The sequence below is a fragment of the Streptomyces graminofaciens genome, assembly GCF_030294945.1.
In the GTDB taxonomy this organism is placed as follows: Bacteria; Actinomycetota; Actinomycetes; order Streptomycetales; family Streptomycetaceae; genus Streptomyces; species Streptomyces graminofaciens.
In genome coordinates this window covers 2,939,468-2,962,309 of sequence record NZ_AP018448.1, presented here as the reverse complement: position 1 = coordinate 2,962,309, position 22,842 = coordinate 2,939,468, and the positions used below count along the sequence as shown (strand labels likewise).

Here is a 22,842-nt window from a genome sequence, read left to right as displayed (position 1 = left end):
GATCGGCGGCTCGGAGCCAGGAGACGGCCGTCGGGCACCGCTGAGCGGCGGACGACGACGGCGCGGAGCCACGAGCCGCCGATCGGGCGCGCCCGGTCGGCCGGCGTCGCCAACCCGCCGAGGTCGTGGCAAGGGTGTCGCTCGCCACGACCAGGGCGTTTCATCGACCCGTGACGGCCAGTTCCTCGAGTGCCGGGTGGTCGTCGTCGCTGCCGCGGGCGGTGACCCGGACGTACCGGGCGTTCACCGGCGAGTCGAGTGCGCCTCCGTCCCCGCCGGGCCGCACCGTCGTCCAGGTGCCGCCCTCCCGGGAGACCTGGACCGCGTACGCGGCCGGGAGCGGATCCCGCCAGCGTGTGGTGACGTGGGTGAGCCGCCGGGTCCGCCGCAGATCCACCGTCACCGACCCCTCGGTGGCATCCGGGGACCAGAAGGTGGTGCCGCTGCCGTCCACCGCCGCCACCGCATAGGCGCCGGGCTCCTCCGACGAGGCGGTGGCCGCGGCACAGCGCGCCAGATTGCGGGTGGGGTCGCGGTCGGGACGCCGGGTCTTGAGGACGGCTGGCGCGGACACGCTCACCAGGCGACTGCCCTCCGGTGACTCCACACGCATCGGCTCACCGCCGGTCAGCCGGACCGTGGTCTCCTCCGGCCCGACGGTGACGTCGAACGTGCGGCCCTGCCAGCTCAGGCCGCGCAGAGTCACGCCTTGCCGGAGCTGCGGCGGCAGCAGCGGGTCGAGCCGGATGCCGTCCGCGCGCCAGCGCAGCCCGGCCAGACCGTGGGTGAAGGTCTGCAGAAAACCGCCCTTGCCGGTCAGGAAGTCCTGGGCGGGTCGGCCCGCCAGCGGGTCCGAGGCCCCGGCCTTCTCGCCCCGTGATTCGGCGAAGAGCGCGTACGGCGCCCGGGCGAACGGCTGGTAGGCGCGCAACAGATAGGTGTACGTGACACATCCGGGCTCCCCGATCCCGGCGGCGGCGACGGCGTGCACCGAGTCCGTCATGGCCGGCCCGTCGGGGTCGGAGCGGCGAGCGTAGTAGTCGAGCGTCCGGGCCTTGCGTGCTCGGTCCATGGGCCATTCGAGCGGATGGATCAGCAGTACCGTGTCGGCCTGCTTGATCGGCTTCGTCCCGTCGTACCCGGCGTACTGGAGGTAGACGCCGGCCTTGTCGTCGTAGGGAATGCGCAGCCGTTCGGCGATGCCGGTCCACTGCTCCGGGACCGGCTCACCGAGCAGCCGGGCTGCGTGGGCAGCGTTGCGCAGGGCCACGGCCGCTCCGGCGTTGGTGAAGACCCCGTCGTCGACGTCGTTGCTGTACTCGTCGGGGCCTGCCACATGCTTGATGGAGTACGAGCCGTCGGAGTTCGCGGTGGCGCGGCTCGTCCAGAATTCCGCGATCCCCTTCAGCAGTGGCCAGCCCCGGCCGCGCAGCCAGGCGGTGTCGCCGGTCACCAGGAAGTACTGCCAGGCGGCGAGGGAGACGTCGCTCTGGAGATGGTTCTGCATCCGGCAGTGGTCGGGGTCCACGCTGTGGCACTCGGTGGACAGGTCGCCGTCGCCGCCGCTCGTCCACGAGTAGAACAGGCCCTTGTAGCCGAGCCGGGCGGCATTGGCGCGGGCCGCCGGCATGGTGCGGTAGCGGTACTCCACGACCGTCCGGGCCAGGTCCGGATGGAACGCCAACAGCCCCGGGAAGATCCAGGTGTCGGCGTCCCAGAAGACCAGCCCCGCGTAGTTGTCGCTGGTCAGGCCGACCGGCGAGACGCTGGTCGCGGTGTCGGGCCGGGTGGCCGACAGCACCCCGTACATCGAGGAGCGCAGCCAGGACTGGATGTCCGGGCGGCCGGGCACCTCGATGTCGCGGCGCCACAGCTCGTTCCAGGCCGCGGAGTGGTCGGCGAACAGAGCGTGCCAGCCGCGCTCGGCGCCCCGCAGCGAGGCGTCGACCGCGGCGCGCTCCGGCTGCCGGGACGTCAGGGTCGTGTCCACGCCGACGTATTTGACGAACTCGTACGATCTGCCGCGCTCGACGCGGAGGGTCACGGACTGGCTCTCGGAACCGACGGCGGCGCGGCGGCCGTCCCGGGGCACTCCCGGCTTCCCGTGCTTCCCGTGCTTCCCCGGTTTGTCGGAGACGGAGGTGACGGCCCGGGTCGCGTCATCGCCGGGGAGGAGGGTGGAGGCGATCGCGCCGTCCACATCCGTCCCCTTGGTGCGGAACGTGAGGCCGATGGTCCGGTCCGTTTTCGGTGAGCGCCCTGCGCCGGTCTTGGTGATCCGCCGTGCGCCGGCGCCGTCCAGGATGTCGGTGACGGTGGCCGGGCCGCTCCAGTGGGGCACCATGCGCAGCCGTACCGTGCCGAGATGCGGGTCGGTGCGGTCGGTGGTGATGTCGTACACCAGGTCCGTGGCCCGGCCGTCGGCGGTCGTCCAGGTCAGGGACGTCCGCACCAGTCCACAGCGCTGGAACAGGGTCTGGCGGTACCGGGAGATCTGCTCGACGGGCGTGCGGGAGGTGTAGGTGTCCCGGCCTACGCCCACTGTGAGTGTGGACCAGGTGGGAAGGACGGCGTCGGCCTGGTACTTGGCCACGGCCGGGTCGTGCGCGTAAAGGCCCGCGACGAACGAGCCGTCGAAGGCCGGTGTGTAGAGGGGCCACCCGGTCTTCTCACCGGTCGCGTCGTAGCCCATGCCGTGCGGCGGGACGCGCTGGCCGAGCAGGCCGTTGGCGGTATAGGCACGGTAGGGATTGGTACGGTCCGGCCGGGCCGTCGACGGCGCCCACTCCGGATCGCCGGCGTCCCACAGACAGGGGCGGTCGGGCGGGCCCGGGGCGGTGGCCCCGGGGGCCGCCAGTGTGGACGGGGCGGCGGCCAGGGCGGGGACGAGTGCCGTCGTCGCGGCGAGGACACCCGCGAGAAGGAGAGGACTCGGCCGACTGAGGCGGAGCGTGGCCCGGTCCCCTCCCGGACGGAATCGAGGTGGCATCACTGACCCTTCGTCTACGGTCCGCTCGGCGACGGATGAGCCACCGGCTCTGCCCCAATGGGGCACCCCTGGACGAATGATGACACCGTGAACAGTCGGTTCCCCCGGTGTCCGGAGGGGCGGGAGAAGCACGACGGGGGCACAAAGGCGTGAGTGCGGCGCCGACGGCGAACCCGTCCACCCGAATCGGTCTCCGGTGGGGCGGATGTGTCAGCGACGGCCCAGGTGTGCCCCGTCGTCCGTCGAGGACGGGTGAGCCGCGCCGCCCCGGCTGACTCGGACCCGCTCGCCACCGACCTCCGGTTTCAGCTCGACCTGCACCTGATGGGTCGTCTGGCGGTCCACCGTGCCGCCGAGTTCCGCCGTCACCACGCCGATGCGCACGCCACCGCGGCCGGTTCCGGAACGGTGCACCTGGACCGTGAACGTCAGGCTCACGTTCTCCACGGTGAAACCCAGGGCGTGATCCCGCGCTTCCTCCCTGGCCTCTTCCAACTCGCCCCGAATCTGCCGGATCACCTCGGCCAGCCCCACGAACCCCGCCACATCCGTCAACTTTCGCCCCCCTGGAAGTCCGTTGCCTGGTTGTCGACACAGTACCCGGCATCACCAGATGCCCGTATAGTTTTGATATGGCCGCCAACGGGGGTATCCATGCAGGTTCGTCTATGGAGACGCCTGCCTGGGCGGTGCGCATCCGGCGGACGGACGGGGAGATCGCGGGTACGGGCATCCTGTTGAGCCCCGACCGGGTTCTCACCTGTGCCCATGTGCTGGGCAGACAGGAGCGGGTGAGCGCGGAGTTCGTCGGAGCGCGCGGCCTCGCGGTCCCCTCGGTGACGGCGTGGGTGGACGGCGACGCGTATGTACCGGAGACGCTGGACGCCGACGGCGACCCCAGCGGCGACGTGGCACTGCTGAGACTCGAACACCCCAGACCCGCCCATGAGACGGTACGGCTCCAGCGTCTTTCCGCGCCGAACCGAGCGGTGCAGATGTACGGCTTCCCGTACGACCACAACGGCGGCATCTGGTTCCGGGCCGGCATCGTCGGCGGTCGCGGACGTGACGGACAGGTCCAGTTGGTCCCGACGAGCCCGGGCGAGCTGGCCAGCCCCGGATGCAGCGGCTCGGGCGTGGTCGACAGCCTGACCGGTGAGCTCATCGGGATGATCCTCAGCAGGATGAAGGACCGTCACGGAAATTCGTTCTCCTTCATGAGTCCGGCCGAGACCATCGTCCGCCACCTCCCCCAGGTCGCCCGGTGGACCCGGGGGAGAACCGCCGTGGACGACCGGCTCAGGTCCACCGTCGACGACGCGTCCGAAGCCCTGCTCGACGAACCGTTCGCCCAGCGCCTCGCGGACTGGCTCCGGGACGACGGACATCAGGTGAAGATCAGCCTCGTCACCACCGGCGACGCCAGGCGCGCGGCCACCCTGCGCCGCGCCATCACCCTGGCCGACCGGGAGTTACGCGTCCCGGCGTCCGTCGAACGAGCCTCGCTCGATCCCCCGGGTACCGTTCCGTCGGCCGGCGGGCACGACCTGGCCGTGGACGCCACCGGACTCGCCTCCGCCGAGATCGCCGAGCGGATCGCCGAGCGCATGGGGCTGTGGCAGCGCCCGGCCGACCCCGTGGCCGAGCGCATCAGAACCGCGGACGTCACTCTCACCCTCGTCGTCGTCGGCGTCGACGAAGCCGCCGACCCACCGGCGCTCCTCGACCTCCTGGAGGTCCTCCGAGCCGAGGGCAGCCGTCTGCTGCTGGTCTTCCGCACCGCGGGCGCCGCCTACCGCCGCGCCCGGCACGACCTGGTGGTGAAGCCCGCCGAGGAGCGCCGCACCCGGCTCGTCGAGCGGCTGCGGAGGATCACCGGACCACTCGCGAAGGAGCTGCACAGGTGCCTGGCCGCTGTGCGGCCCGAGACCGCCCAGCACACCGACGTGGACCTGGTCGGCGCCAACGCCGCGCTGGCGGATCTCATCCGGGCGAGAGACATCACCGGCGCCGGCCGGGGCCCGGACCTCGCCCGGTACGAACGGCTCGCCGAACGGGTGGCGGGCCGGATGACCAGGACCATCGGCACCCTCGACCGGCTCCGCGGCCGACGCGACGAACTGCGCGGCAGGCTGCAGAGCTACCACGTACTGCACCAGCAGTCGATACGAGGTGAGGAGGACCTCGCGGTGGACGCCCTCTATCTCCGCGCGCACGAACTGCTGCAGGCCAGGCCGTGTGACGTGCAGGCGGCCGAGGCCGCGGTGGACGCCTACACACTCAGCGTCGAGCGGTCGGACCAACAGAGACGGAGCCGGGAAGGCGGCTTCTCGTCATGACGCCGTCACCGACGCGGTGCGCCAGACCCGACTGCGGCGGCCACATCATGGTGACCGGCTTCTGCGACACCTGTCACCGCCGGCCGCACGCCCAGGTCCCGGTGCCACCGCCGGGGCCCGCCCCCGGGACCGAGGAGCCCCCGGACCGGCCGACCGCCCCGACGGCCGGTGCGCTCGACCGCGACGGGCTGCTGGTCCTTCCGTACATCGACTCCCCGGATCCGGCCGAAGCCGCCAGTGCCACCGCCCGTCCACCCAGCGGGGGCCGACGCTGCGGCGTCGGCAACTGCGTCGGAACCATCGGCGTCGCCTACGACGGGGGCCCGGCGCCCGCCCACGGCTTCTGCCCGGAGTGCGGCACGGAGTACTCCTTCCGGCCGAAGCTGCGCCCCGGAGACCGGGTCGGCGGCCACTACCGGGTGCTCGGTTACCTCGCGGTGGGCGGCCTCGGCTGGGTCTACCTGGGGGAGGACACCCGGGTCCCGGACCTCCACGTCGTCCTCAAAGGGCTGATCAACACCGGTGACGCCGCCGCCCGGCGGTCGGCAGTCGAGGAGCGTCGCTCACTGACCACGCTCCACCACCGCGACATCGTCCGCATCGTCACGTACGTGCAGCACCAGGCGCCCGGAGAGACGGAACCCACCGGGTACATCGTGATGGAGTACGTCGGCGGCCGTTCGCTCGCCTGGATCCGGTACGCCTCCGACGAGGAACTGGCACGGCTCTTCGGCGGACCGTTCGGGATCGGCCATGTGCTCACCTACGGCTGCAAGATCCTCGGAGCCCTCGAGTACCTGCACGGACAGGGCCTTCTCTACTGCGACATGAAGCCCGACAACGTCATCCACTACGGCAGCGAGATCAAGGTCATCGACCTCGGAGCCATCCGCCGGATCGACGACCACTCCTCCGACCTCGTCCACACCCCGGACTACGCGCCGCCGAAGAAGGAACGCGACGAACGCGGCTTCCACATCGACACCGACCTCTACACCGTCGGCCGGACCCTGAGAACGCTCGCCGCCCGCGCCGCGCGTGCCGAAGGGCTCGCCGCCCGCTCCTTCGACGCCCTGATCCGGCGCGCCACCCATCCGGAGCCCGCGGCACGCTTCACCTCCGCGGCCGAGATGTCCCGCCAGCTCTGGGAGGTGCTGCGGGAACACCAGGTCCTCAGCGGGCGCGAACCGTACCCCGAGCGCTCCACCCGGTTCGAGCCGACGGCGGCGCTGTTCGGCTCCGCGCTCGGCACGGTGCCGTCGCTGGACCACTGGACGCGACGTTCCGGTCCGGACGCACCAAACCTGCCCGTCGGGCCACCGGACCCCCGGGACACGGCGCGGGCCCTGCCCGTCCCGATCCCCGACGCCCGGGACGCCGCCGCCGTACTGCTCGGCGGACTCGCCGCCGACAACCCGGAGCGCGTCGCGGAGCAGGTGACACGGGAACCGGCGCTGCGCACGGTCGAGACCGCGCTGTGGCTGTGCCGGGCCTACCTGGACGGCGGGAACACGGACGAGGCCGAGCGATGGCTGGGCGAGGCCCGCGGCATGAGCCGCGAGTACGACTGGCGGATCCTCTGGCACCAGGGCCTGCTGCATCTGACACGCGGCCATGTTCACGAAGCACAGGGCGAGTTCGCCGCCACCTACGCCGCTCTGCCCGGCGAGTCGGCGCCGAAGCTGGCCCTCGCGTACTGCGCGGAGCACCTCGCGCTCGGACAGCGCCAGACCGCGGAGTACTACGAGGCCGTCCGATTACGTGACCGGACCCAGGGCAGCGCGGCCTTCGGCCTGGCCCGGCTCCATCTGCTCCAGGGCGAGAGGCAGCAGGCCGTCACGGTGCTCGACGAGGTGCCCACGACGTCACGGCACTACGACGCGGCACGCGTCGCGGCGATCCGCGTGCTCACCGGCCGGCTCTCCGGTACGGGTCCCACGGCGGCCGGGCTGAGCGAGGCGGCCGAGCGGCTGGAAGGGCTGAGGAGGGCACAGAGCGCACTGCACCTCGACGGCAGCGGATCATGGGACCGGCTGGTCACCGAGGCTCGGGAGAACGCTTTCTCCTGCCGTCCGCCCGAGGGATGGGGACCGGATTTCCCCGCCGGTGAGCTGTTCGGTCCCGAGGACACCCCAGTGGCGCTGAGCCAACTGCTGTACCGGTCACTGAAAAGACTCGCGGACCAGGCGGGCAGCGCCGGCGAGCGTGGCGACCTGCTGGACAGGGCGTACGCGGTCCTCCCCGAGGCCGTCGGCCTCCGGGACCTCCTGCGAGGGCGGCGGAGAACGGTGTGAGGCAACGGCGCCCGTATGCGGGAGGCCCGGCGGGCGACAGAGGAGTCGGCGGCTCGGAGACGAGGGCGAGGTACACGGACACCGTGAACACAGACGCATCCGGTACATCCGTGGAAAGAGACAGAACCTCCATGGAAAGAAACAGATCGGGTGGCCCCACGGGGAGAGTCACGGCGGCGCAACCCGCCACGGTCGGGCTGGAGATCAGCCAGTGGAAGTACCTGTCCAGCGAGGCGCGCGAGCCGCAGATGCACGCCATTCTGACCGTCCGGGCCGACGGCACGGAGGGTGGCGGCGGTCCCGGCCCGCTGCTCGCCCAGGTCCTGGTCGTGGACTGCTCCGGCTCGATGGCCTGGCCGCCGGAGAAGCTCCATGCCGCCCGGCAGGCGGCCGTGGCGGCGCTGCGGATGCTGCCGGACGGCACCCCGTTCGCGGTGGTCCGGGGCGCGGAGTCGGCGGCCATGGTCCACCCGGCCACCGAGACCATGGCCCGGGCGGACGCCGAGCAGCGTGCGGCGGCGGAGAACGCCCTGCACCGCCTGGTCACGGGAGGCGGCACCTGCATCGGCACCTGGCTCGACCTGTCCCTCCGACTGCTGGCGGAGCAGGCGGCGCCCATCGGACACGTCCTGCTGCTCACCGACGGCAAGAACCAGCACGACGACCTGATGCCTCTGTCGGACGTGCTGGAGGAGTGCGCGGGCCGCTTCGTGTGCGACGCCTGGGGCATCGGCGACGGCTGGGACGGCCGCGAACTCATCCGCATCACCAGCCGTCTGCATGGCAGCGCCGCCTCGGTACGTGAGGAGTCGGCCCTGCCGGGAGAGTACGAGAACCTGATCAGCCGTCTGCTCACGAAGGCCGTTCCCGAACTGGGGATCTCCGTGACACCCATGTCCGGGGCCACGGTGCGCTATCTGAAGCAGGTCTTTCCCACCGAGGCCGAACTTCCCTTTGACGAAACGGGGCGGGAGGACGATGGGACGCGGCGGTTCGTCACCCGCGCGTGGGGCGACGAGACCCGCCGCTACCAGCTGTGCCTGTCCGCCGACCCCACCGGCCTGCCACGCCGGGAAGACCTCCAACTCGCCGTCGTGGCCCTGGACGTGAGCGGCGGTGACGGAGTGCGGCTGCCCCAGCCCCGGCCCTGTGTCGTGCACTGGACCGACGATCCCGGCCTCTCCCGGCAGACCGACGTACAGGTCGAGCACTTCCAGCAGCACCAGATGCTCGGCGAGGCCGTCGCGGCCGCGACCGACGCCCATCGCCGTGGTGAGCGCGATCTGGCGGAGCACCACCTGGGCAGAGCCGTACAACTCGCCCACGCCATCGGCGCCTCCGGACAACTCGACCGGATGGCACGGCTGGTGGAGATCGTCGACGCCACCGCCGGACGCGTCAGGATCCGTTCGGGCGTGGCGGCCATCGACTTCGAGCACCTGATCACCGCGAGCAGCCACAGTACGTACGGCCCCGCGTCGGCCCCCGGCAGTGGCGCGCTTCCCGCCGGAGCCGCGGGGGCCACGGTGCGATGCCCCGCCTGCGAGCAGAAGGCACCGGTGACCGCACGGTTCTGCCCCACATGCGGCCACCGCATCGGGGAGCGGCCATGAGCACGACCGGGCGGGAGCTGACGCGCAGGCTCTGGATACTCCTCGCGCTCGGGGCCGCGACCACGCTTGTGCTGTTCGGGGCGTATCGCGGGGTGCATGACGACGGGGTGCCGTTGGCGGAGTCGAGTGAGCCGGGGATCCTGGCCGTCGACACCGCGTTGAAGGCGGTGAACAAGGCACACAAAGAGGTCGTCGAAGGCGAATCGCAAGGTGACGCGGCCAGCCGGTTCCACATCCAGATGTCGGTCGTGCACCAGAACATCGCCCTGGCTGCTTTCGAGAACCTCAACGGGCAAGACGCACGCCAAGGCCTGCAGACCGTCACCGGGCTGATCACCGTCTACTCGGTACAGATGGAGTACGTGCAGCAGGTCGGCCGGGAGCCGAACGGTTCGGCGCTGCGGAAAGTTCAACTGCACTTTGCGGAGCAGGTCAAGATAGACATCGAAGGGCGTCTGGAGACCCTGCGCAACGACGAACTGGGAGAAGCTGGAAAGCGGGCGTCCTTCCCCTGGTATCTGTGGCTGGGCTGGAGCACGGTCCTGGTTCTGAGCCTTGCCCTGTGCGCCACGCTGGTGGAGACACAGTGGTTCTGGCGGCGCCGTTTCCACCGAGCCGTGCACCCACCGTTGCTCGCCGCCACCGTGTTGTATGTGGCCGGAGTGGCTGTGCTGGGCTGGGTCACGCTGGAGGCGCGCGCGGCGATGCCTGCCTACGCCGCCGCGCTCGGCCTACCAAGAGACCGGGACGGCGCTCCATCTGTCGGGGAAGACGTGGGGGAGCACATGAGGCACGCCGGATTCTGGGCGTCGTTGTCCGACGGGGTATTGATCGGAGGGGTTGTGCTGATGGCGCTGGTGGTGGCCGGTCTTTGGCCGCGCATCTCCGAGTACCGGTTCAAGGCGCCGCGATGAGGCGGCCGCGACGCCGGACTCTCGGCATCCTCTGCGCCTGCCTGATCCTGCTCGCGGCCGGTGTGGTGACGGCGGTGCGATGGGCGCAGAGCTCAAAGGTGGAGGTAACCCTCCTCGCCAGCTGGGATGACGAGGAGCAGGAGCGGTTCCAACGACGTGTCCTAGATGAGTTCGAGCGACGCCACCCCGGGATCGATGTCCGATACGAGGGCAGCTCAGCCCTGAGTCAGGTGCTGGCGGCCGACCTCGCTGCCGGTACGCCACCGGATGTGGCCGTACTGCCCGGACCGGGCGAACTGATGGAGTACGCGGCGAAGGGCGAACTCAAGTCGCTGGACAACCTGTTCAAGGCGAGTGACTACGACTCTGTCTGGACCCCTCAGCTGGTGAGGCCGGGCCATGGGAAGCACACGTACTGGCTGCCGATCAAGGCCAGTCTCAAGAGCATGGTCTGGTACCCGGCGGGCTGGTCGAAGGACAGGGTCGCCGAGCCCCGAGAGTGGTGCCTGGCCATGGAGTCCGGCGCGACGTCCGGCTGGCCCGGGACCGACTGGGTGGAGGACGTCCTGCTTCAGCAGGCCGGTCAGGAGCAGTACGAGAAATGGGCGACCGGCGCCCTGCCGTGGACGCACGAGGACGTACAGAAGGCTTGGACCACCTGGGGCGACATGGTGGGCGCAGGTGGCGGCCACATCACGTCTGAACTGAAGGCCAGTTACAAAAGGCAATGCAAGAGCATTGAGCATCAAGGGTCGTACCGCGAGACGGAAGGGAAGACCGACTCCCGCACCCACAAGCACTCCGCCGACGTGATCCCCAAGGCCCGTCCGGCCGCCCCCTGGGTGATCTCCGGCGACCTCGTGGCCCTGCTGACCACCAAGAAGGAGGCCAAAGAACTGATCCGCTATCTGGCCGACCCCGGAACCAAACTGCCTGACTTCACGGTGAACAAGCCGGCCTCGGCCGATCGGTACCCCCAGAAGGGCAGCACCGGTTGGACCCTGCGGGGCGAGGGGAGCCCGCTCTGCTGGGACGCCTCGGACGCGATGCCCCCCACCCTGCGCAACGCGTTCCAGCAGACGGTGATCCGCTTCCTCCTCCATCCGGAAGATCTGAAGGACCAGCTGGAAAGTCTGGAGAAGCTCCGCGACGGCCAACCCTCGACGCTCCGTATATGCGACAGCGGCTGAGACACCCCGCACACTCCACGCCTACGGCCCTCGAGAAGTGAATCAAAGAGCCGAGAATTCTCCCGAAAGGGTGATTTTTCGATGGATGGTGAGGGCCGGGGAGCAATGCGCTCCCCGGCCCTCACTGTTTCTTCTCGACCGGTTCCGACCAGCCCTGATCGGAAATTCGGCCCGACAAGAACGCACGTCCGAAGAATTGTCGGACTTTCATACGGCGCCTCATACCAGAGCGGGACGCTTTCCGGATGACTTTGTCAACTGCCCACCGCACATGATGCGTTGCCGACTACTGTGAGTTGCCGTTGGGCGACGCAGGGCCGATTTTTCGGCTCTCTCGACCGACATGTGCTGGCGCATGCCCACGTCGCGCAACCGCGACAGCCCCCACACCCCCCACGCTCCAGACGGACCAGTACGAGGACGCTGATGTCTCACCTTCGCGCACCGGCCGCACGCGCAGACCGCCGAGAGGGCGGGCGGCACGGGCGATCGGTCAACCGATCAGTCCCCTCGCTGCCCGAGACCCACATACGGCCACAGCTGCTGCGCCTGGCGGTCCTGCCCCCCATCGCGGTGGCCCTCAGCGCCTGCGCCGCCGTGCTCTTCACCGTCCGCTCCACCGGAGCCCGCCCCGGCCTCACCCTCTGGGCCGTGCTCGCCGGAGCCGCGGGCGTCGCCCTCGCGGGCATCGTGATCGCCGCCGTGGCCGCGGGCCGCGCCGCGAAGTCCGTACACGACCGTCTGGCCGCACTGCGCCAGGTCAGCGCCGCGGGCGAGGAAGACCTGCGCGCCCTCGTCGAGGCACTCCGGCGCGGCGACGGAGCGCCCAAGCGCGGCCCGCGCAGCAAACCCGCCAGGGACGCCGACGACTTCGAGCTGCTCACCGCCGACCTGTACGCCGCGCACGACAACGCCGTCACCGCCGTCGTCCAGGCCTCCCAGCTCTCCAGCCACGCCGGCAGTGAACAGAAGCTCGAGGTCTTCGTGAACCTCGCGCGGCGCCTGCAGTCGCTGGTGCAACGCGAGATCTCCATCCTCGACGAGCTGGAGAACGAGATCGAGGACCCCGACCTGCTCAAGGGCCTCTTCCACGTCGACCACCTCGCCACCCGCATCCGCCGTCACGCGGAGAACCTCGCCGTCCTCGGCGGCGCCGTCTCCCGCCGCCAGTGGAGCAACCCCGTCCCCATGACCGAGGTGCTGCGCTCGGCGATCGCCGAGGTCGAGCAGTACTCGCGGGTCAAGCTGGTGCCCCCGATCGACGGCACCCTGCGCGGGCACGCCGTGGCCGACGTCATCCACCTGGTGGCCGAACTCGTCGAGAACGCCACGGTGTTCTCCGCCCCGCACACCCAGGTCCTGCTCCGCGCCAACCTCTGCACCTCCGGGCTCGCAGTCGAGGTCGAGGACCGCGGGCTCGGCATGCCGGTCACCGAGCAGAACAAGATGAACACCCTGCTCGCCGACCCCGACCAGGTGAACGTCGCGAGCCTGCTCCAGGACGGCCGTATCGGCCTCTTCGTGGTCTCCCAGCTCGCCCGGCGGCACGGCCTCCAGGTCCGCCTCCAGACCAACATCTACGGCGGCGTCCAGGCCGTGATCGTCGTCCCGCAGGGGCTGCTGGGCATCGAGCAGGGCGCCCCCGCGGACGTACCGCAGACGCAGTCCCAGTCCCAGCAGCCGACCGGCGTACGACGGCCGGCCGCCGGAGCGGGACCCCGCCACGCCCAGGCTCCCACCCCCCAGCGCACGGCTGCCCCCGCACCCCCCGCCCAGCCCTCACCCGCGACGGCCGCCCGGCCGGAGTCGCCGGCCCCCGCCCCCCACAGCACGACCCGGTTCGTGCCCCGGCAGCAGGGCCCGGCCACCGGCAGAGGGCGCGCCGGCTCCCCGCTGCCCGTGCGCGGCCCCCGCGACGAGCGGCCCAACCCTTCCGAGGCCCCGCCCGGCATCCGCCCCGACGACCGGCGGACGGTCGCGGAGAACACCGCGACGCCCCCTACCCCCCGCGTCGGAGGCACGGTCCGCGGCACGATGGGCAAGCCCCAGCTGCCCCGGCGCCGCGCCCAGCAGCACCTCGTGCCCGAGCTGCGCGACGGCCCCCCGCCGTCGCCCCGCCATGACCCGGACCACTACGTCGGCCACGACCCCGGCCTGATGGCCGCCTTCCAGCGCGGCATCGGTCTCGCCGAGGCCCGCCAGATGGAAACCTCCGACTGGGACGCCCCCGACTGGGACGCCTCGGCCCTGAGCCCGGCGGCCCCGGACCGCGCTTTCCCGCAGGTCTGTTCGCACCTTGACGCGGGCCTCATGGACCCGCCGTCCCGGATCGGCACGAGCCACCCGGACGCCCTCCACATGGAGCTGGCCCACATGGACGCGCCGCACAAGGACGCCGCCCAGCCCCTGGGCGGTCCCACCGGGGGCGCCGCGCCCTCAGCCGTACCGCCGTCGAACCTCGACGCGGCCCACGACCGCACGTCCCGGCAGGACGGGAGCACACCGGCCGGATGACCACCCCCTTCCCCACCTCCGCCCCCACCCCCTCCGCTCCCGCAGACCTTCGTACCTCAAGGAGTCGATCCACCATGGCGAGCGATGCGCCGACCGGCCATGTATCCGATCTCGACTGGCTGATGAGCGGCCTCGTCCAGCGCGTACCGCACACCACCAGCGCGGTACTGCTCTCCTGCGACGGGCTCGTGAAGTCGGTCCACGGCCTCGACCCGGACAGCGCCGACCACATGGCGGCCCTGGCCTCCGGCCTGTACTCCCTCGGCCGCAGCGCCGGCGTCCGCTTCGGCGACGGCGGAGACGTCCGTCAGGTCGTCGTCGAACTGGACTCGATGCTGCTGTTCGTCTCCACCGCGGGCTCCGGCACCTGCCTCGCCGTGCTCGCCGGGCGAGAGGCCGACGCCGCTGTCCTCGGCTACGAGATGGCCATGCTCGTCAAGAGCGTGCGTCCGTACCTGGTCACGCAGCCCCGTCAGACCGTCGAACCCACGGCGATGAGGCCTTGAGCGTGGCCGCGGCCGGCGACGGACCTCTGTACGACGACGCGGCCGGTCGGCTGGTACGCCCGTACACGGTCATCAACGGCCGGACCCGGCCGACCACCGCGCTGGACCTCCTGTCACAGGTGATGGCCACCGGGGCGACCCCCCTCGGCTATCTGGGACCCGAGCACGAACAGGCACTCGACCTGTGCCGTGCCCCCGTCTCGGTGGCCGAGGTGGCCGCCCATCTGAAACTGCCGGCGGCGGTCACCAAGGTGCTGCTGTCCGACCTGGTCGACTGCGGGGCCCTCACCACCAAGCCCCCCACCTTCCAACACAACCCGACAGACCGGTCTCTTCTGGAGGCAGTGCTCGATGGACTACGACGACAGCTCTGACCCCTTCCCCACCGCACTCAAGATCCTGGTGGCGGGAGGGTTCGGGGTAGGCAAGACGACCTTCGTCGGCGCGGTGAGCGAGATCGCGCCGCTGAGCACGGAGGAACTGCTCACCACGGTCAGCGCCGCGACCGACAATCTCGACGGCATCGAGAACAAGGTCGAGACGACCGTGGCCATGGACTTCGGCCGGATCACCCTGGATCCGCAGCACGTGCTCTATCTGTTCGGCACCCCCGGGCAGCAGCGCTTCTGGTTCATGTGGGACGAGCTCTCCGAAGGCGCCCTCGGCGCGGTCATCCTCGCCGACACGCGCCGCCTGGAGGACTGCTTCGCGGCCGTCGACTTCTTCGAGCAGCGCGGCCTCGGCTTCATCGTCGCCATCAACGAGTTCGACGGCTCCTACCGCTACGACCCCGCAGAGGTACGCGCGGCCCTCGACCTCGACCCGGAGATCCCCGTCGTCTGTTGCGACGCCCGGATCTCCAGCTCGGGTGTGCAGACCCTGCTCACCCTCGTCCGGCACCTCCTCGCGCACACCCCGGCGCAGCTGCCGAGCCACGGAGCCCACACAACGTGATGAGTTACGACCCACCGCGCCCGGTCGGCCGTCTCCTGCTGACCCCCGAGGACCGGGACGCCCCCGAGCGGGTCCGCCGGTTGCGGCTCCTCGGGCTCGGGGAGCGCGCGGAACCCGCCTTCGACGCCTTCGCCGACCGGCTCGCCGAGGTCGCCTCGGTGCCGTACGCGATGGTCACCTTCATCGACGAGAACCGGCAGTTCTTCGCCGGGCTGCACACGCCGCAGCGGCCGGAGAAGCCCCAGGGCGCGACAGCCGTGTTCGGGAACGGTCGCTACCTGGCCCGTGACCAGGGCTTCTGCCCCCATGTGGTGGTCCGGCGCAAGGCGCTCGTGCTGGAGGACGTCGCCGACTACCCGAGGTTCGCGGGGAACCCGATCGTCGACGACTACGGCGTCCGCTCCTATCTGGGCGCTCCGCTGATCGACCGCACGGGCATCGCCCTCGGCACGGTCTGCGTCCTCGACGTACGGCCGCGGCCGTGGGGCAGGGGAGGGCTGGAGACCATCAAGTCGATGGCCGCCGAGCTGACCGCGCAGATCGAGGGGCGGGAGGCGTTTCCCTAGCCTTGTGGGCGGGGCGGTGCGGGTGTGAAGGAAAGCTGCGGCGGAGGTTAAGAAAACCTCGATGGACCGGGGGCATGGCCGTACGGCAGATTGCTCGGTGATCCCACATCGCTCCCCGGCTCGGGTCTGTTCGGTATGCCCTGGGCCGGGAGCTCACCGACAGGAGCCGTTGCGTTGAAGGCGCTGGTCAAGGAGAAGGCGGAGCCAGGGCTGTGGCTCACGGACGTTCCGGAGCCCGAGGTCGGCCCCGGTGACGTACTGATCAAGGTCCTCAGGACCGGCATCTGCGGCACCGATCTGCACATCCGGTCCTGGGACGGCTGGGCCCGGCAGGCCGTCCGCACTCCGCTCGTGGTCGGGCACGAGTTCGTCGGCGAGGTCGTCGCGACCGGCCGGGACGTCGTCGACATCAGGATCGGCGACCGGGTCAGCGGCGAGGGCCACCTGGTGTGCGGCAAGTGCCGCAACTGTCTCGCCGGCCGCCGTCATCTGTGCCGCGCCACCGTCGGCCTCGGCGTGGGGCGTGACGGGGCGTTCGCGGAGTACGTGGCGCTGCCCGCCGCCAACGTCTGGGTGCACCGCTTCCCCGTCGACCTCGACGTTGCCGCGATCTTCGACCCGTTCGGCAACGCCGTGCACACCGCCCTTTCGTTCCCGCTGGTCGGTGAGGACGTGCTGATCACCGGCGCCGGTCCGATCGGGCTGATGGCCGCCGCCGTGGCCCGCCACGCCGGTGCCCGCAACGTCGTCGTCACCGATGTCAGCGAGGAGCGGCTGGCCCTCGCGCGCAAGATCGGTGTCGATCTCGCGCTGGACGTCTCGGGCGCCGACATCGCCGACGGGCAGCGGGAGTTGGGGCTGCGTGAGGGCTTCGACGTCGGCCTGGAGATGTCCGGCCGTCCCGAGGCGCTGCGCGGCATGATCGCCAACATGACGCACGGCGGCCGGATCGCGATGCTGGGCCTGCCCACCGAGGAGTTCGCGGTCGACTGGTCCCGGATCGTCACCTCCATGATCACGATCAAGGGCATCTACGGCAGGGAGATGTTCGAGACCTGGTACGCCATGTCCGTGCTCCTGGAGGGCGGGCTGGACCTCGCCCCCGTGATCACCGGGCGGTACGGCTTCCGCGACCACGAGGCGGCGTTCGCCGACGCGGCGAGCGGCCGTGGCGGAAAGGTCATTCTCGACTGGACTGCTTGATCTGTGGCTCGGTTCGCTCGCCCGTACGCACCCTTGGAGAACTCGATGTTCAACTCTGTTCGTGATGACCTTCGCACCACCCTCGACGAGATCCGCGCCGCCGGTCTGCACAAGCCCGAGCGGGTCATCGGCACCCCGCAGTCCGCGACCGTGAGCGTCACCGCCGGCGGCCGCCCCGGTGAGGTGCTCAACTTCTGCGCCAACAACTACCTCGGTCTCGCCGACCACCCCGAGGTGATCGCCGCCGCCCACGAGGCCCTCGACCGCTGGGGCTACGGCATGGCCTCCGTACGCTTCATCTGCGGTACGCAGGAGGTGCACAAGGAGCTGGAGGCCCGGCTGTCGGCGTTCCTCGGCCAGGAGGACACGATCCTCTACTCCTCCTGCTTCGACGCGAACGGGGGTGTCTTCGAGACCCTCCTCGGCCCCGAGGACGCGGTGATCTCCGACGCGCTCAACCACGCCTCGATCATCGACGGCATCCGCCTGTCCAAGGCCCGCCGCTTCCGCTACGAGAACCGCGATCTCGCCGACCTGGAACGGCAGTTGAAGGACGCTTCGGACGCCCGCCGCCGCCTCGTCGTCACGGACGGCGTCTTCTCCATGGACGGCTATGTGGCTCCCCTGCGTGAGATCTGCGATCTCGCCGACCGCTACGACGCCATGGTCATGGTCGACGACTCGCACGCCGTCGGCTTCACCGGCCCGGGCGGCCGCGGCACCCCCGAGCTGCACGGCGTCATGGACCGCGTCGACATCATCACCGGCACGCTGGGCAAGGCGCTCGGCGGAGCCTCCGGCGGTTACGTCGCGGCCCGCGCCGAGATCGTGGCTCTGCTGCGTCAGCGCTCCCGCCCCTACCTCTTCTCGAACACACTCGCCCCGGTGATCGCGGCGGCCTCCCTGAAGGTCCTCGACCTGCTGGAGTCGGCGGACGACCTGCGCGTCCGGCTGGCCGAGAACACCGCTCTCTTCCGCCGCCGGATGACCGAGGAGGGCTTCGACATCCTTCCCGGCGACCACCCCATCGCGCCCGTGATGATCGGCGACGCGGCGAAGGCGGGCCGCCTGGCGGAGCTGCTCCTGGAGCGCGGGGTCTATGTGATCGGGTTTTCGTACCCCGTGGTCCCGCAGGACCGCGCCCGCATCCGCGTCCAGCTGTCCGCCGCCCACTCGACGGACGACGTGAACCGCGCCGTGGACGCCTTCGTGGTGGCCCGTGCGGAGCTGGAGGCCTGAGCGGGGCCGGAGGGGCTTGAGAGGCTGAAGGGGGCTTGAGAGGCCGAAGGCTTCGAGGTGCACGGGCATAGCGGGCATTTGAGAGAATCGTTCGCATGATCGAAGCACGGCGGCTCCACATCCTCCGGGCCGTGGCGGACCACGGCACGGTGACGGCGGCGGCCGCCGCGCTGTACCTGACGCCCTCGGCGGTCTCGCAGCAGCTGACCGCCCTGGAGCAGGAGACCGGCCATCGCCTCGTCGAGCGCGGCGCTAAGGGCGTACGGCTGACGGCGGCCGGTGAGATCCTGCTCGGCCACACCCATACGATCCTCGCTCAACTGGAGCGCGCCGAGGCCGAGTTGGCGGCGTACGAGACCGGTTCGGCCGGCACGGTCACCGTCGCCGCTTTCGCCACCGGCATCGTCCAGGTCCTCGCCCCGGCGCTGACCCGCCTCGCCGTCATGGCCCCCGGCATCCGTGTCCGCGTCCAGGACGCCGAGGGTGACGCGAGCCTGCCGATGGTGCTGGACCGGCAGGTCGACATCGCCGTGGCCGTCGAGTACCGGGGCGCCCCGGCCGCCGACGACCCGCGCCTCACGCACGTCCCGCTGTACGCCGAGCCCTTCGACGCCGTCGTGCCCGTGACCCACCGCCTGGCCGACGCCGACGAGGTGCCGCTCGCCGAGCTGGCCAAGGACGCGTGGATCGGCCCGTACCCCGGCAACCCCTGTCATGACGTGGTGGTACTGGCCTGCGAGAACGCAGGATTCCAGCCCCGCCTCGAACACTCCTCGGACGACTTCCGCGCCGTCGTCGCCCTCGCCTCCGTCGACGCGGGCGTCGCCCTCGTGCCCCGCTCGGCCCTGCGCGGCATGGACCTCGCCGGCGTCGTCGTGCGCCCCGTCGACGGTGTCGCCCCCACGCGCCGCGTCTTCGCCGCCGTACGCCGGGGTGCGGAGGGGCACCCGCTGATCCGCCCGGTGCTGGAGGCGCTGGGGCGGGCGGCGGGGGAGTGAGGCGGCTCACACAGAGGTCCTCTGTCCCTCATCTGGGATAGCATCCCGAATATGGGAAACAATCAAGGGGGGCCGGAGGTGCTGGACGCCGTCGACGTCCGTCTCGCCGCCCGGCTGGCCGAGCTGCGCGGCGAACGCGGCTGGTCGCTGGGGGAGTTGGCGGAGCGCAGCGGGGTGAGCCGCTCGACCCTCTCCCGGGCCGAACGCGCGGAGATCAGCCCCACGGCCGCTCTCCTCAACCGCCTCTGCCATGTGTACGGCCGGACCATGTCCCAGCTCCTCAGCGAGGTCGAGACCGAGCCCGTCACCGTCGTGCGCGCCACCGACCAGGCGGTGTGGGAGGACAAGGCCTCCGGTTTCGTACGACGATCCGTGTCGCCGCCGCGCGCCGGACTGCGCGGTGAACTGGTCGAGGGCCGGCTCAGGGCGGGCGCCGACATCGCCTACGACGGGCCGTCCGTCCCCGGCCTCGAACAGCACATCTGGGTCCTCGACGGCACCCTCCACGTGACCGATCGGGATGTCGAGCACCGACTGGGCGCCGGGGACTGTCTGCGGATGCGGGTGTGGGGGCCGACGCGGTTCTGCTGCCCGGGGTCCGAGGACGTGCGATACGCCTTGGTGGTGGTGGAGCCGTGATCGAGGCCGATGTGGTGATCGACAGAGTCGACGGACCCCAACTCCTCTTCTGCGTGGAGGAGTTGACCGATCTGCTGATCGGCACCGTGGACGGCGGGGCCTCCGTCGGTTTCCTCGCGCCGCTCGACCGGGCCACGGCCCTCGCCTGGTGGCGGGGACGCGCGGCCGCCGTCGACGCCGGTGAACTCGCCGTCTGGGTGGCGCGGGACGGGAAGCGGCTGGTCGGGACCGTCAGCCTCGCCTTCCCCGACAAGCCCAACAGCCGCCATCGGGCGGAACTGGTGAAGCTGATGGTCCACCATGAAGGCCGTGGCCAGGGCCTCGGTCGCAGGCTTCTCGCGACCGTCGAACACGCGGCCGCAGAGGCGGGCGTGACCCTGCTCCACCTCGACACGGAGACCGACAGCCCGGCCGAGTTCCTCTACAACAAGGCCGGTTGGACCCGCATCGGCAAGATCCCCGACTACGCGGCGGACCCGGGCGGAACGCTGCGGCCCACGTCGATCTACTACAAGCATGTGAGGGCCGGGGCCGGGGCCGGGGCCTCGGCGGAAGCGGCTCCCACCGGGTGATTGTCAGTGGTGACCGCTACGGTGCGTGTCATGCAGGATGCCGAAGACGTACGACGGGTCGCCCTCTCTCTGCCGGACACCACGGAGAAGGTCGCCTGGAGCATGCCCACCTTCCGGGTCGCGGGGAAGATGTTCGCCACACTGCCCGAGGACGAGACCTCCATGGCCGTGCGCTGCCCCAAGGACGAGCGCGACGAACTGGCCCTGGCCGAGCCCGAGAAGTTCTGGATCGCCGACCACGAGGCGACCTTCGCCTGGGTGCGCGTGAGGCTGGCGGCCCTGGAGGACGAGACCGAGCTGCGTGACATCCTCGCCGACTCCTGGCGCCAGGCGGCCCCGCCCCGACTCCAGGAGTCCTACCCGGAGTTGGGGCTTCCGACCGCGGACTGACCGGGTCGGCACGCCGTTCGTCCGCTCACCTTTCACCTTTCACTTGTCACTTGTCACCTGTTGGTCGGCAGCCCAAAGCCCGGGCGCGGGTGGTCATACGGCGACCCGCGCCCTCATGAACCCCTCGATCCGCTCCCGCAGGGAAGCCGGGTCCAGCCCGTGCGCGGCCACGTGCTCCTCCATCCGCCCGTACCGCCGCAGCTCCCGGCGGCCGACGCCGAGCCCGAGCACCCGGTGCGGCACATCGGTGAGCGCGTCGTTCGCGGCGGCCGTGGAGGTGCCCGCCAGATACGGCTCGACGATCACGACTTCCGGGCCCGCCGTCTCCGTGGCCCGGCGCAGCGCCGCCGAGTCGAACGGTCGGACGGTGGTGGCGTACAGGACGGACACATCGAGCCCCTCCGTGGCCGCCAGTACGGCGTCGAGCATCGGCCCGACGGCCACGACCACGCCTCGGCGCCCCTCGCGCACGGTGAGGAAGCGCGCCCCGTCCACCGGGAGCCCGCGCCCGTTCTTCTGCTCGGACAGCCGTACGTACACCCTGTCGTCGCCCGCGCCCACCGCGTGCCGCAGCAGTGTCTCGGCCTCGTCGGGATGCCCGGGTACGTGCACGGTCCAGCCGTCGAGTGTGTCGAGGAGGGCCACGTCGCCGGGTGACATATGGGTGAAGCCGCCGGCGGGCGCGTCGTAGGAGCCGTAGGCGCTCACGAGCACCGCGCCCGTGTCCTGGTGGCCGAAGTCCAGCTTGATCTGCTCGAAGGGGCGCTCGACGAGGAAGCTGGCGAAGGTGTGGATCACCGGCCGCATCCCGGTGAGGGCCAGGCCCGCGCCCGCGCCGATGAGCAGCTGCTCGCGGATGCCCACGTTGATCACCCGGCCCGGATGTCGGCGCAGGGTCTCGGCGAACCCGGCCGCGCCGATCTCCGCGAGGACCACCGCCACCCGGGGGTCCTCGTCGAGCATCCGGGAGGCGACGGAGGCGAAACGGTCACGCATGCTGTCCATGGGATTGGGGTTCCTTTCGGGAAGGTCCGGCACGACCGTGCCGTCCGGCAGGTCCGAGGTCCGGCAGGTCCGAAGTCCGGCAAGGTCGGGCAGGGCTCAGGAGTCCTTCGGCTCGACGCGGGCGACGACGGCGTGGGGGCGGCCGGGGTGCGGGGTGGTGAAGGCGGCGTAGAGCGCCTCGTGGTCACGCCCGTCCACGGTCTCGGTGGACCAGCCCGCCGCCTCGAAGCGGGCGGCGATCCCGCCCGGCCGGGCATGGCTGGCGGAGGAGTTGTCGATCACGACGGTGTGCAGCCGGTCCAGCCCGGTCGGCCCCGCGTACGCGATCGCCTCGTGATTGCTGCCCTCGTCCAGCTCGGCGTCCCCGACCAGAACCCACACCGCCGGATCGTGCCGCCCCTGCGCCCGCAGCCCCAGCGCCGTACCGACCGCGAGCGGCAGCCCGTGCCCGAGCGAGCCGCTGCCGATCTCGACACCTGGCACCAGCACCCGGTCCGGGTGGTAGCCGAGCGCCGAGTCGTACGCGCCGAAGCCCGGTAGCCACTCGACCGGCACGAAGCCCTTGGCGGCGAGCACCGCGTAGTACGCCATCGGCCCGTGCCCCTTGGAGAGCAGGAACCGGTCGCGCTCCGGGTCGTCCAGGTGCTCGGGCCCGGCTCGCAGCACCCGGTCGTAGAGCACCCACAGCACGTCCAGCGTGGACGTGGCCGCAGGGCCGTGCTTCTCGTCGCCCGTCATCAGCGCCATGAGCCGAGGCAGGTCGTCGAATCCGTAGGTGCGTTCCGCTGTGATCGACATGCAGACGATCGTGCGACCTCAAGTGTGATTGAGGTCAAGCGGGCGGGGGTGGCCGTCCCGAAAAAGCCGTGCGCGACCACCGACCCGAGTGCGGTATTGTTTCCATGCGCGTTCAGCCA

The 22,842-nt window shown here is 71.0% G+C and carries 20 protein-coding genes; 16 read left to right on the top strand and 4 right to left on the bottom strand.

Annotation, left to right across the window (positions count from 1 at the left end):
* Window positions 1–160 precede the first annotated feature (160 nt).
* Both SGFS_RS12800 and SGFS_RS12795 read right to left on the bottom strand, forming a co-directional pair.
* Window positions 161–2,989, bottom strand: coding sequence for a discoidin domain-containing protein (locus tag SGFS_RS12800; protein WP_286250040.1), 2,829 nt, complete (start codon window positions 2,987–2,989; stop codon window positions 161–163).
* Between the two features lie 210 nt (window positions 2,990–3,199).
* Window positions 3,200–3,523 (bottom strand): trypco2 family protein, encoded by a 324-nt coding sequence (locus SGFS_RS12795; protein ID WP_286250039.1) that lies wholly within the window; start codon window positions 3,521–3,523, stop codon window positions 3,200–3,202.
* Between the two features lie 134 nt (window positions 3,524–3,657).
* Here SGFS_RS12795 and SGFS_RS12790 point away from each other — a divergent pair, with 134 nt between their 5' ends.
* From SGFS_RS12790 to SGFS_RS12715, 16 genes are all read left to right on the top strand, one after another.
* Window positions 3,658–5,328: a S1 family peptidase gene (locus SGFS_RS12790; RefSeq protein WP_286250038.1), complete on the top strand. Its 1,671-nt coding sequence runs from the start codon at window positions 3,658–3,660 to the stop codon at window positions 5,326–5,328.
* Window positions 5,325–7,622, top strand: a complete 2,298-nt coding sequence (locus SGFS_RS12785; RefSeq protein WP_286250037.1) for a tetratricopeptide repeat protein — start codon at window positions 5,325–5,327, stop codon at window positions 7,620–7,622. Before SGFS_RS12790 ends, SGFS_RS12785 begins: the two co-directional genes overlap by 4 nt.
* 131 nt (window positions 7,623–7,753) lie before the next feature.
* Window positions 7,754–9,235, top strand: coding sequence for a VWA domain-containing protein (locus SGFS_RS12780; RefSeq protein WP_286250036.1), 1,482 nt, complete (start codon window positions 7,754–7,756; stop codon window positions 9,233–9,235).
* Window positions 9,232–10,149: a hypothetical protein gene (locus SGFS_RS12775; RefSeq protein ID WP_286250035.1), complete on the top strand. Its 918-nt coding sequence runs from the start codon at window positions 9,232–9,234 to the stop codon at window positions 10,147–10,149. The genes SGFS_RS12780 and SGFS_RS12775 overlap by 4 nt, the downstream gene beginning before the upstream one ends.
* The gene (locus SGFS_RS12770; RefSeq protein ID WP_286250034.1) at window positions 10,146–11,339 is read left to right on the top strand and encodes an ABC transporter substrate-binding protein; all 1,194 of its coding nucleotides are present in this window, start codon (window positions 10,146–10,148) and stop codon (window positions 11,337–11,339) included. The genes SGFS_RS12775 and SGFS_RS12770 overlap by 4 nt, the downstream gene beginning before the upstream one ends.
* A 426-nt stretch (window positions 11,340–11,765) precedes the next feature.
* Window positions 11,766–13,853 (top strand): sensor histidine kinase, encoded by a 2,088-nt coding sequence (locus tag SGFS_RS12765; RefSeq protein ID WP_286250033.1) that lies wholly within the window; start codon window positions 11,766–11,768, stop codon window positions 13,851–13,853.
* A 74-nt stretch (window positions 13,854–13,927) separates the two neighbouring features.
* On the top strand, window positions 13,928–14,359 hold the full coding sequence (locus tag SGFS_RS12760; protein WP_286250032.1) for a roadblock/LC7 domain-containing protein: 432 nt from the start codon (window positions 13,928–13,930) through the stop codon (window positions 14,357–14,359).
* 2 nt (window positions 14,360–14,361) lie between these two features.
* Window positions 14,362–14,733: a DUF742 domain-containing protein gene (locus SGFS_RS12755; protein WP_286259902.1), complete on the top strand. Its 372-nt coding sequence runs from the start codon at window positions 14,362–14,364 to the stop codon at window positions 14,731–14,733.
* Complete coding sequence (locus SGFS_RS12750; protein WP_286250031.1) at window positions 14,711–15,313, top strand: GTP-binding protein; 603 nt, start codon at window positions 14,711–14,713, stop codon at window positions 15,311–15,313. The genes SGFS_RS12755 and SGFS_RS12750 overlap by 23 nt, the downstream gene beginning before the upstream one ends.
* A complete protein-coding gene (locus SGFS_RS12745; protein WP_286250030.1) occupies window positions 15,313–15,879 on the top strand; it encodes a GAF domain-containing protein in 567 nt (188 codons plus the stop codon). Before SGFS_RS12750 ends, SGFS_RS12745 begins: the two co-directional genes overlap by 1 nt.
* A gap of 174 nt (window positions 15,880–16,053) precedes the next feature.
* Window positions 16,054–17,082, top strand: coding sequence for an L-threonine 3-dehydrogenase (gene tdh / locus SGFS_RS12740; protein WP_286250029.1), 1,029 nt, complete (start codon window positions 16,054–16,056; stop codon window positions 17,080–17,082).
* 45 nt (window positions 17,083–17,127) lie between these two features.
* Entirely contained in the window at window positions 17,128–18,321 is a 1,194-nt protein-coding gene (locus tag SGFS_RS12735; RefSeq protein ID WP_286250028.1) for a glycine C-acetyltransferase, read from the top strand.
* A 95-nt stretch (window positions 18,322–18,416) separates the two neighbouring features.
* Complete coding sequence (locus tag SGFS_RS12730; RefSeq protein WP_286250027.1) at window positions 18,417–19,319, top strand: LysR family transcriptional regulator; 903 nt, start codon at window positions 18,417–18,419, stop codon at window positions 19,317–19,319.
* A gap of 51 nt (window positions 19,320–19,370) precedes the next feature.
* Window positions 19,371–19,958: a helix-turn-helix domain-containing protein gene (locus SGFS_RS12725; protein WP_286250026.1), complete on the top strand. Its 588-nt coding sequence runs from the start codon at window positions 19,371–19,373 to the stop codon at window positions 19,956–19,958.
* An 11-nt stretch (window positions 19,959–19,969) separates the two neighbouring features.
* Window positions 19,970–20,530, top strand: coding sequence for a GNAT family N-acetyltransferase (locus tag SGFS_RS12720; RefSeq protein WP_286259901.1), 561 nt, complete (start codon window positions 19,970–19,972; stop codon window positions 20,528–20,530).
* A gap of 30 nt (window positions 20,531–20,560) precedes the next feature.
* Window positions 20,561–20,920: an MmcQ/YjbR family DNA-binding protein gene (locus tag SGFS_RS12715; protein WP_286250025.1), complete on the top strand. Its 360-nt coding sequence runs from the start codon at window positions 20,561–20,563 to the stop codon at window positions 20,918–20,920.
* 93 nt (window positions 20,921–21,013) lie between these two features.
* On the opposite strand, the gene SGFS_RS12710 is transcribed toward SGFS_RS12715, so the two are convergent.
* Both SGFS_RS12710 and SGFS_RS12705 read right to left on the bottom strand, forming a co-directional pair.
* Window positions 21,014–21,925 (bottom strand): transketolase family protein, encoded by a 912-nt coding sequence (locus tag SGFS_RS12710; protein WP_286250023.1) that lies wholly within the window; start codon window positions 21,923–21,925, stop codon window positions 21,014–21,016.
* A gap of 96 nt (window positions 21,926–22,021) precedes the next feature.
* On the bottom strand, window positions 22,022–22,723 hold the full coding sequence (locus SGFS_RS12705) for a thiamine pyrophosphate-dependent enzyme (RefSeq protein WP_286250021.1): 702 nt from the start codon (window positions 22,721–22,723) through the stop codon (window positions 22,022–22,024).
* Between the last annotated feature and the right edge of the window lie 119 nt (window positions 22,724–22,842).

What these genes read in the sequence shown, in the direction of transcription:
- SGFS_RS12800 (WP_286250040.1), bottom strand. Translation starts at nt 2,989, where the DNA reads ATGCCACCTCGATTCCGTCCGGGAGGGGACCGGGCCACGCTCCGCCTC.
- SGFS_RS12760 (WP_286250032.1), top strand. Translation starts at nt 13,928, where the DNA reads ATGGCGAGCGATGCGCCGACCGGCCATGTATCCGATCTCGACTGGCTG.
- SGFS_RS12730 (WP_286250027.1), top strand. Translation starts at nt 18,417, where the DNA reads ATGATCGAAGCACGGCGGCTCCACATCCTCCGGGCCGTGGCGGACCAC.
- SGFS_RS12770 (WP_286250034.1), top strand. Translation starts at nt 10,146, where the DNA reads ATGAGGCGGCCGCGACGCCGGACTCTCGGCATCCTCTGCGCCTGCCTG.
- SGFS_RS12785 (WP_286250037.1), top strand. Translation starts at nt 5,325, where the DNA reads ATGACGCCGTCACCGACGCGGTGCGCCAGACCCGACTGCGGCGGCCAC.
- SGFS_RS12775 (WP_286250035.1), top strand. Translation starts at nt 9,232, where the DNA reads ATGAGCACGACCGGGCGGGAGCTGACGCGCAGGCTCTGGATACTCCTC.
- SGFS_RS12715 (WP_286250025.1), top strand. Translation starts at nt 20,561, where the DNA reads ATGCAGGATGCCGAAGACGTACGACGGGTCGCCCTCTCTCTGCCGGAC.
- SGFS_RS12750 (WP_286250031.1), top strand. Translation starts at nt 14,711, where the DNA reads ATGGACTACGACGACAGCTCTGACCCCTTCCCCACCGCACTCAAGATC.
- SGFS_RS12710 (WP_286250023.1), bottom strand. Translation starts at nt 21,925, where the DNA reads ATGGACAGCATGCGTGACCGTTTCGCCTCCGTCGCCTCCCGGATGCTC.
- SGFS_RS12745 (WP_286250030.1), top strand. Translation starts at nt 15,313, where the DNA reads ATGAGTTACGACCCACCGCGCCCGGTCGGCCGTCTCCTGCTGACCCCC.
- SGFS_RS12705 (WP_286250021.1), bottom strand. Translation starts at nt 22,723, where the DNA reads ATGTCGATCACAGCGGAACGCACCTACGGATTCGACGACCTGCCTCGG.
- SGFS_RS12735 (WP_286250028.1), top strand. Translation starts at nt 17,128, where the DNA reads ATGTTCAACTCTGTTCGTGATGACCTTCGCACCACCCTCGACGAGATC.
- SGFS_RS12780 (WP_286250036.1), top strand. Translation starts at nt 7,754, where the DNA reads ATGGAAAGAAACAGATCGGGTGGCCCCACGGGGAGAGTCACGGCGGCG.
- SGFS_RS12725 (WP_286250026.1), top strand. Translation starts at nt 19,371, where the DNA reads ATGGGAAACAATCAAGGGGGGCCGGAGGTGCTGGACGCCGTCGACGTC.
- SGFS_RS12765 (WP_286250033.1), top strand. Translation starts at nt 11,766, where the DNA reads ATGTCTCACCTTCGCGCACCGGCCGCACGCGCAGACCGCCGAGAGGGC.
- SGFS_RS12790 (WP_286250038.1), top strand. Translation starts at nt 3,658, where the DNA reads ATGGAGACGCCTGCCTGGGCGGTGCGCATCCGGCGGACGGACGGGGAG.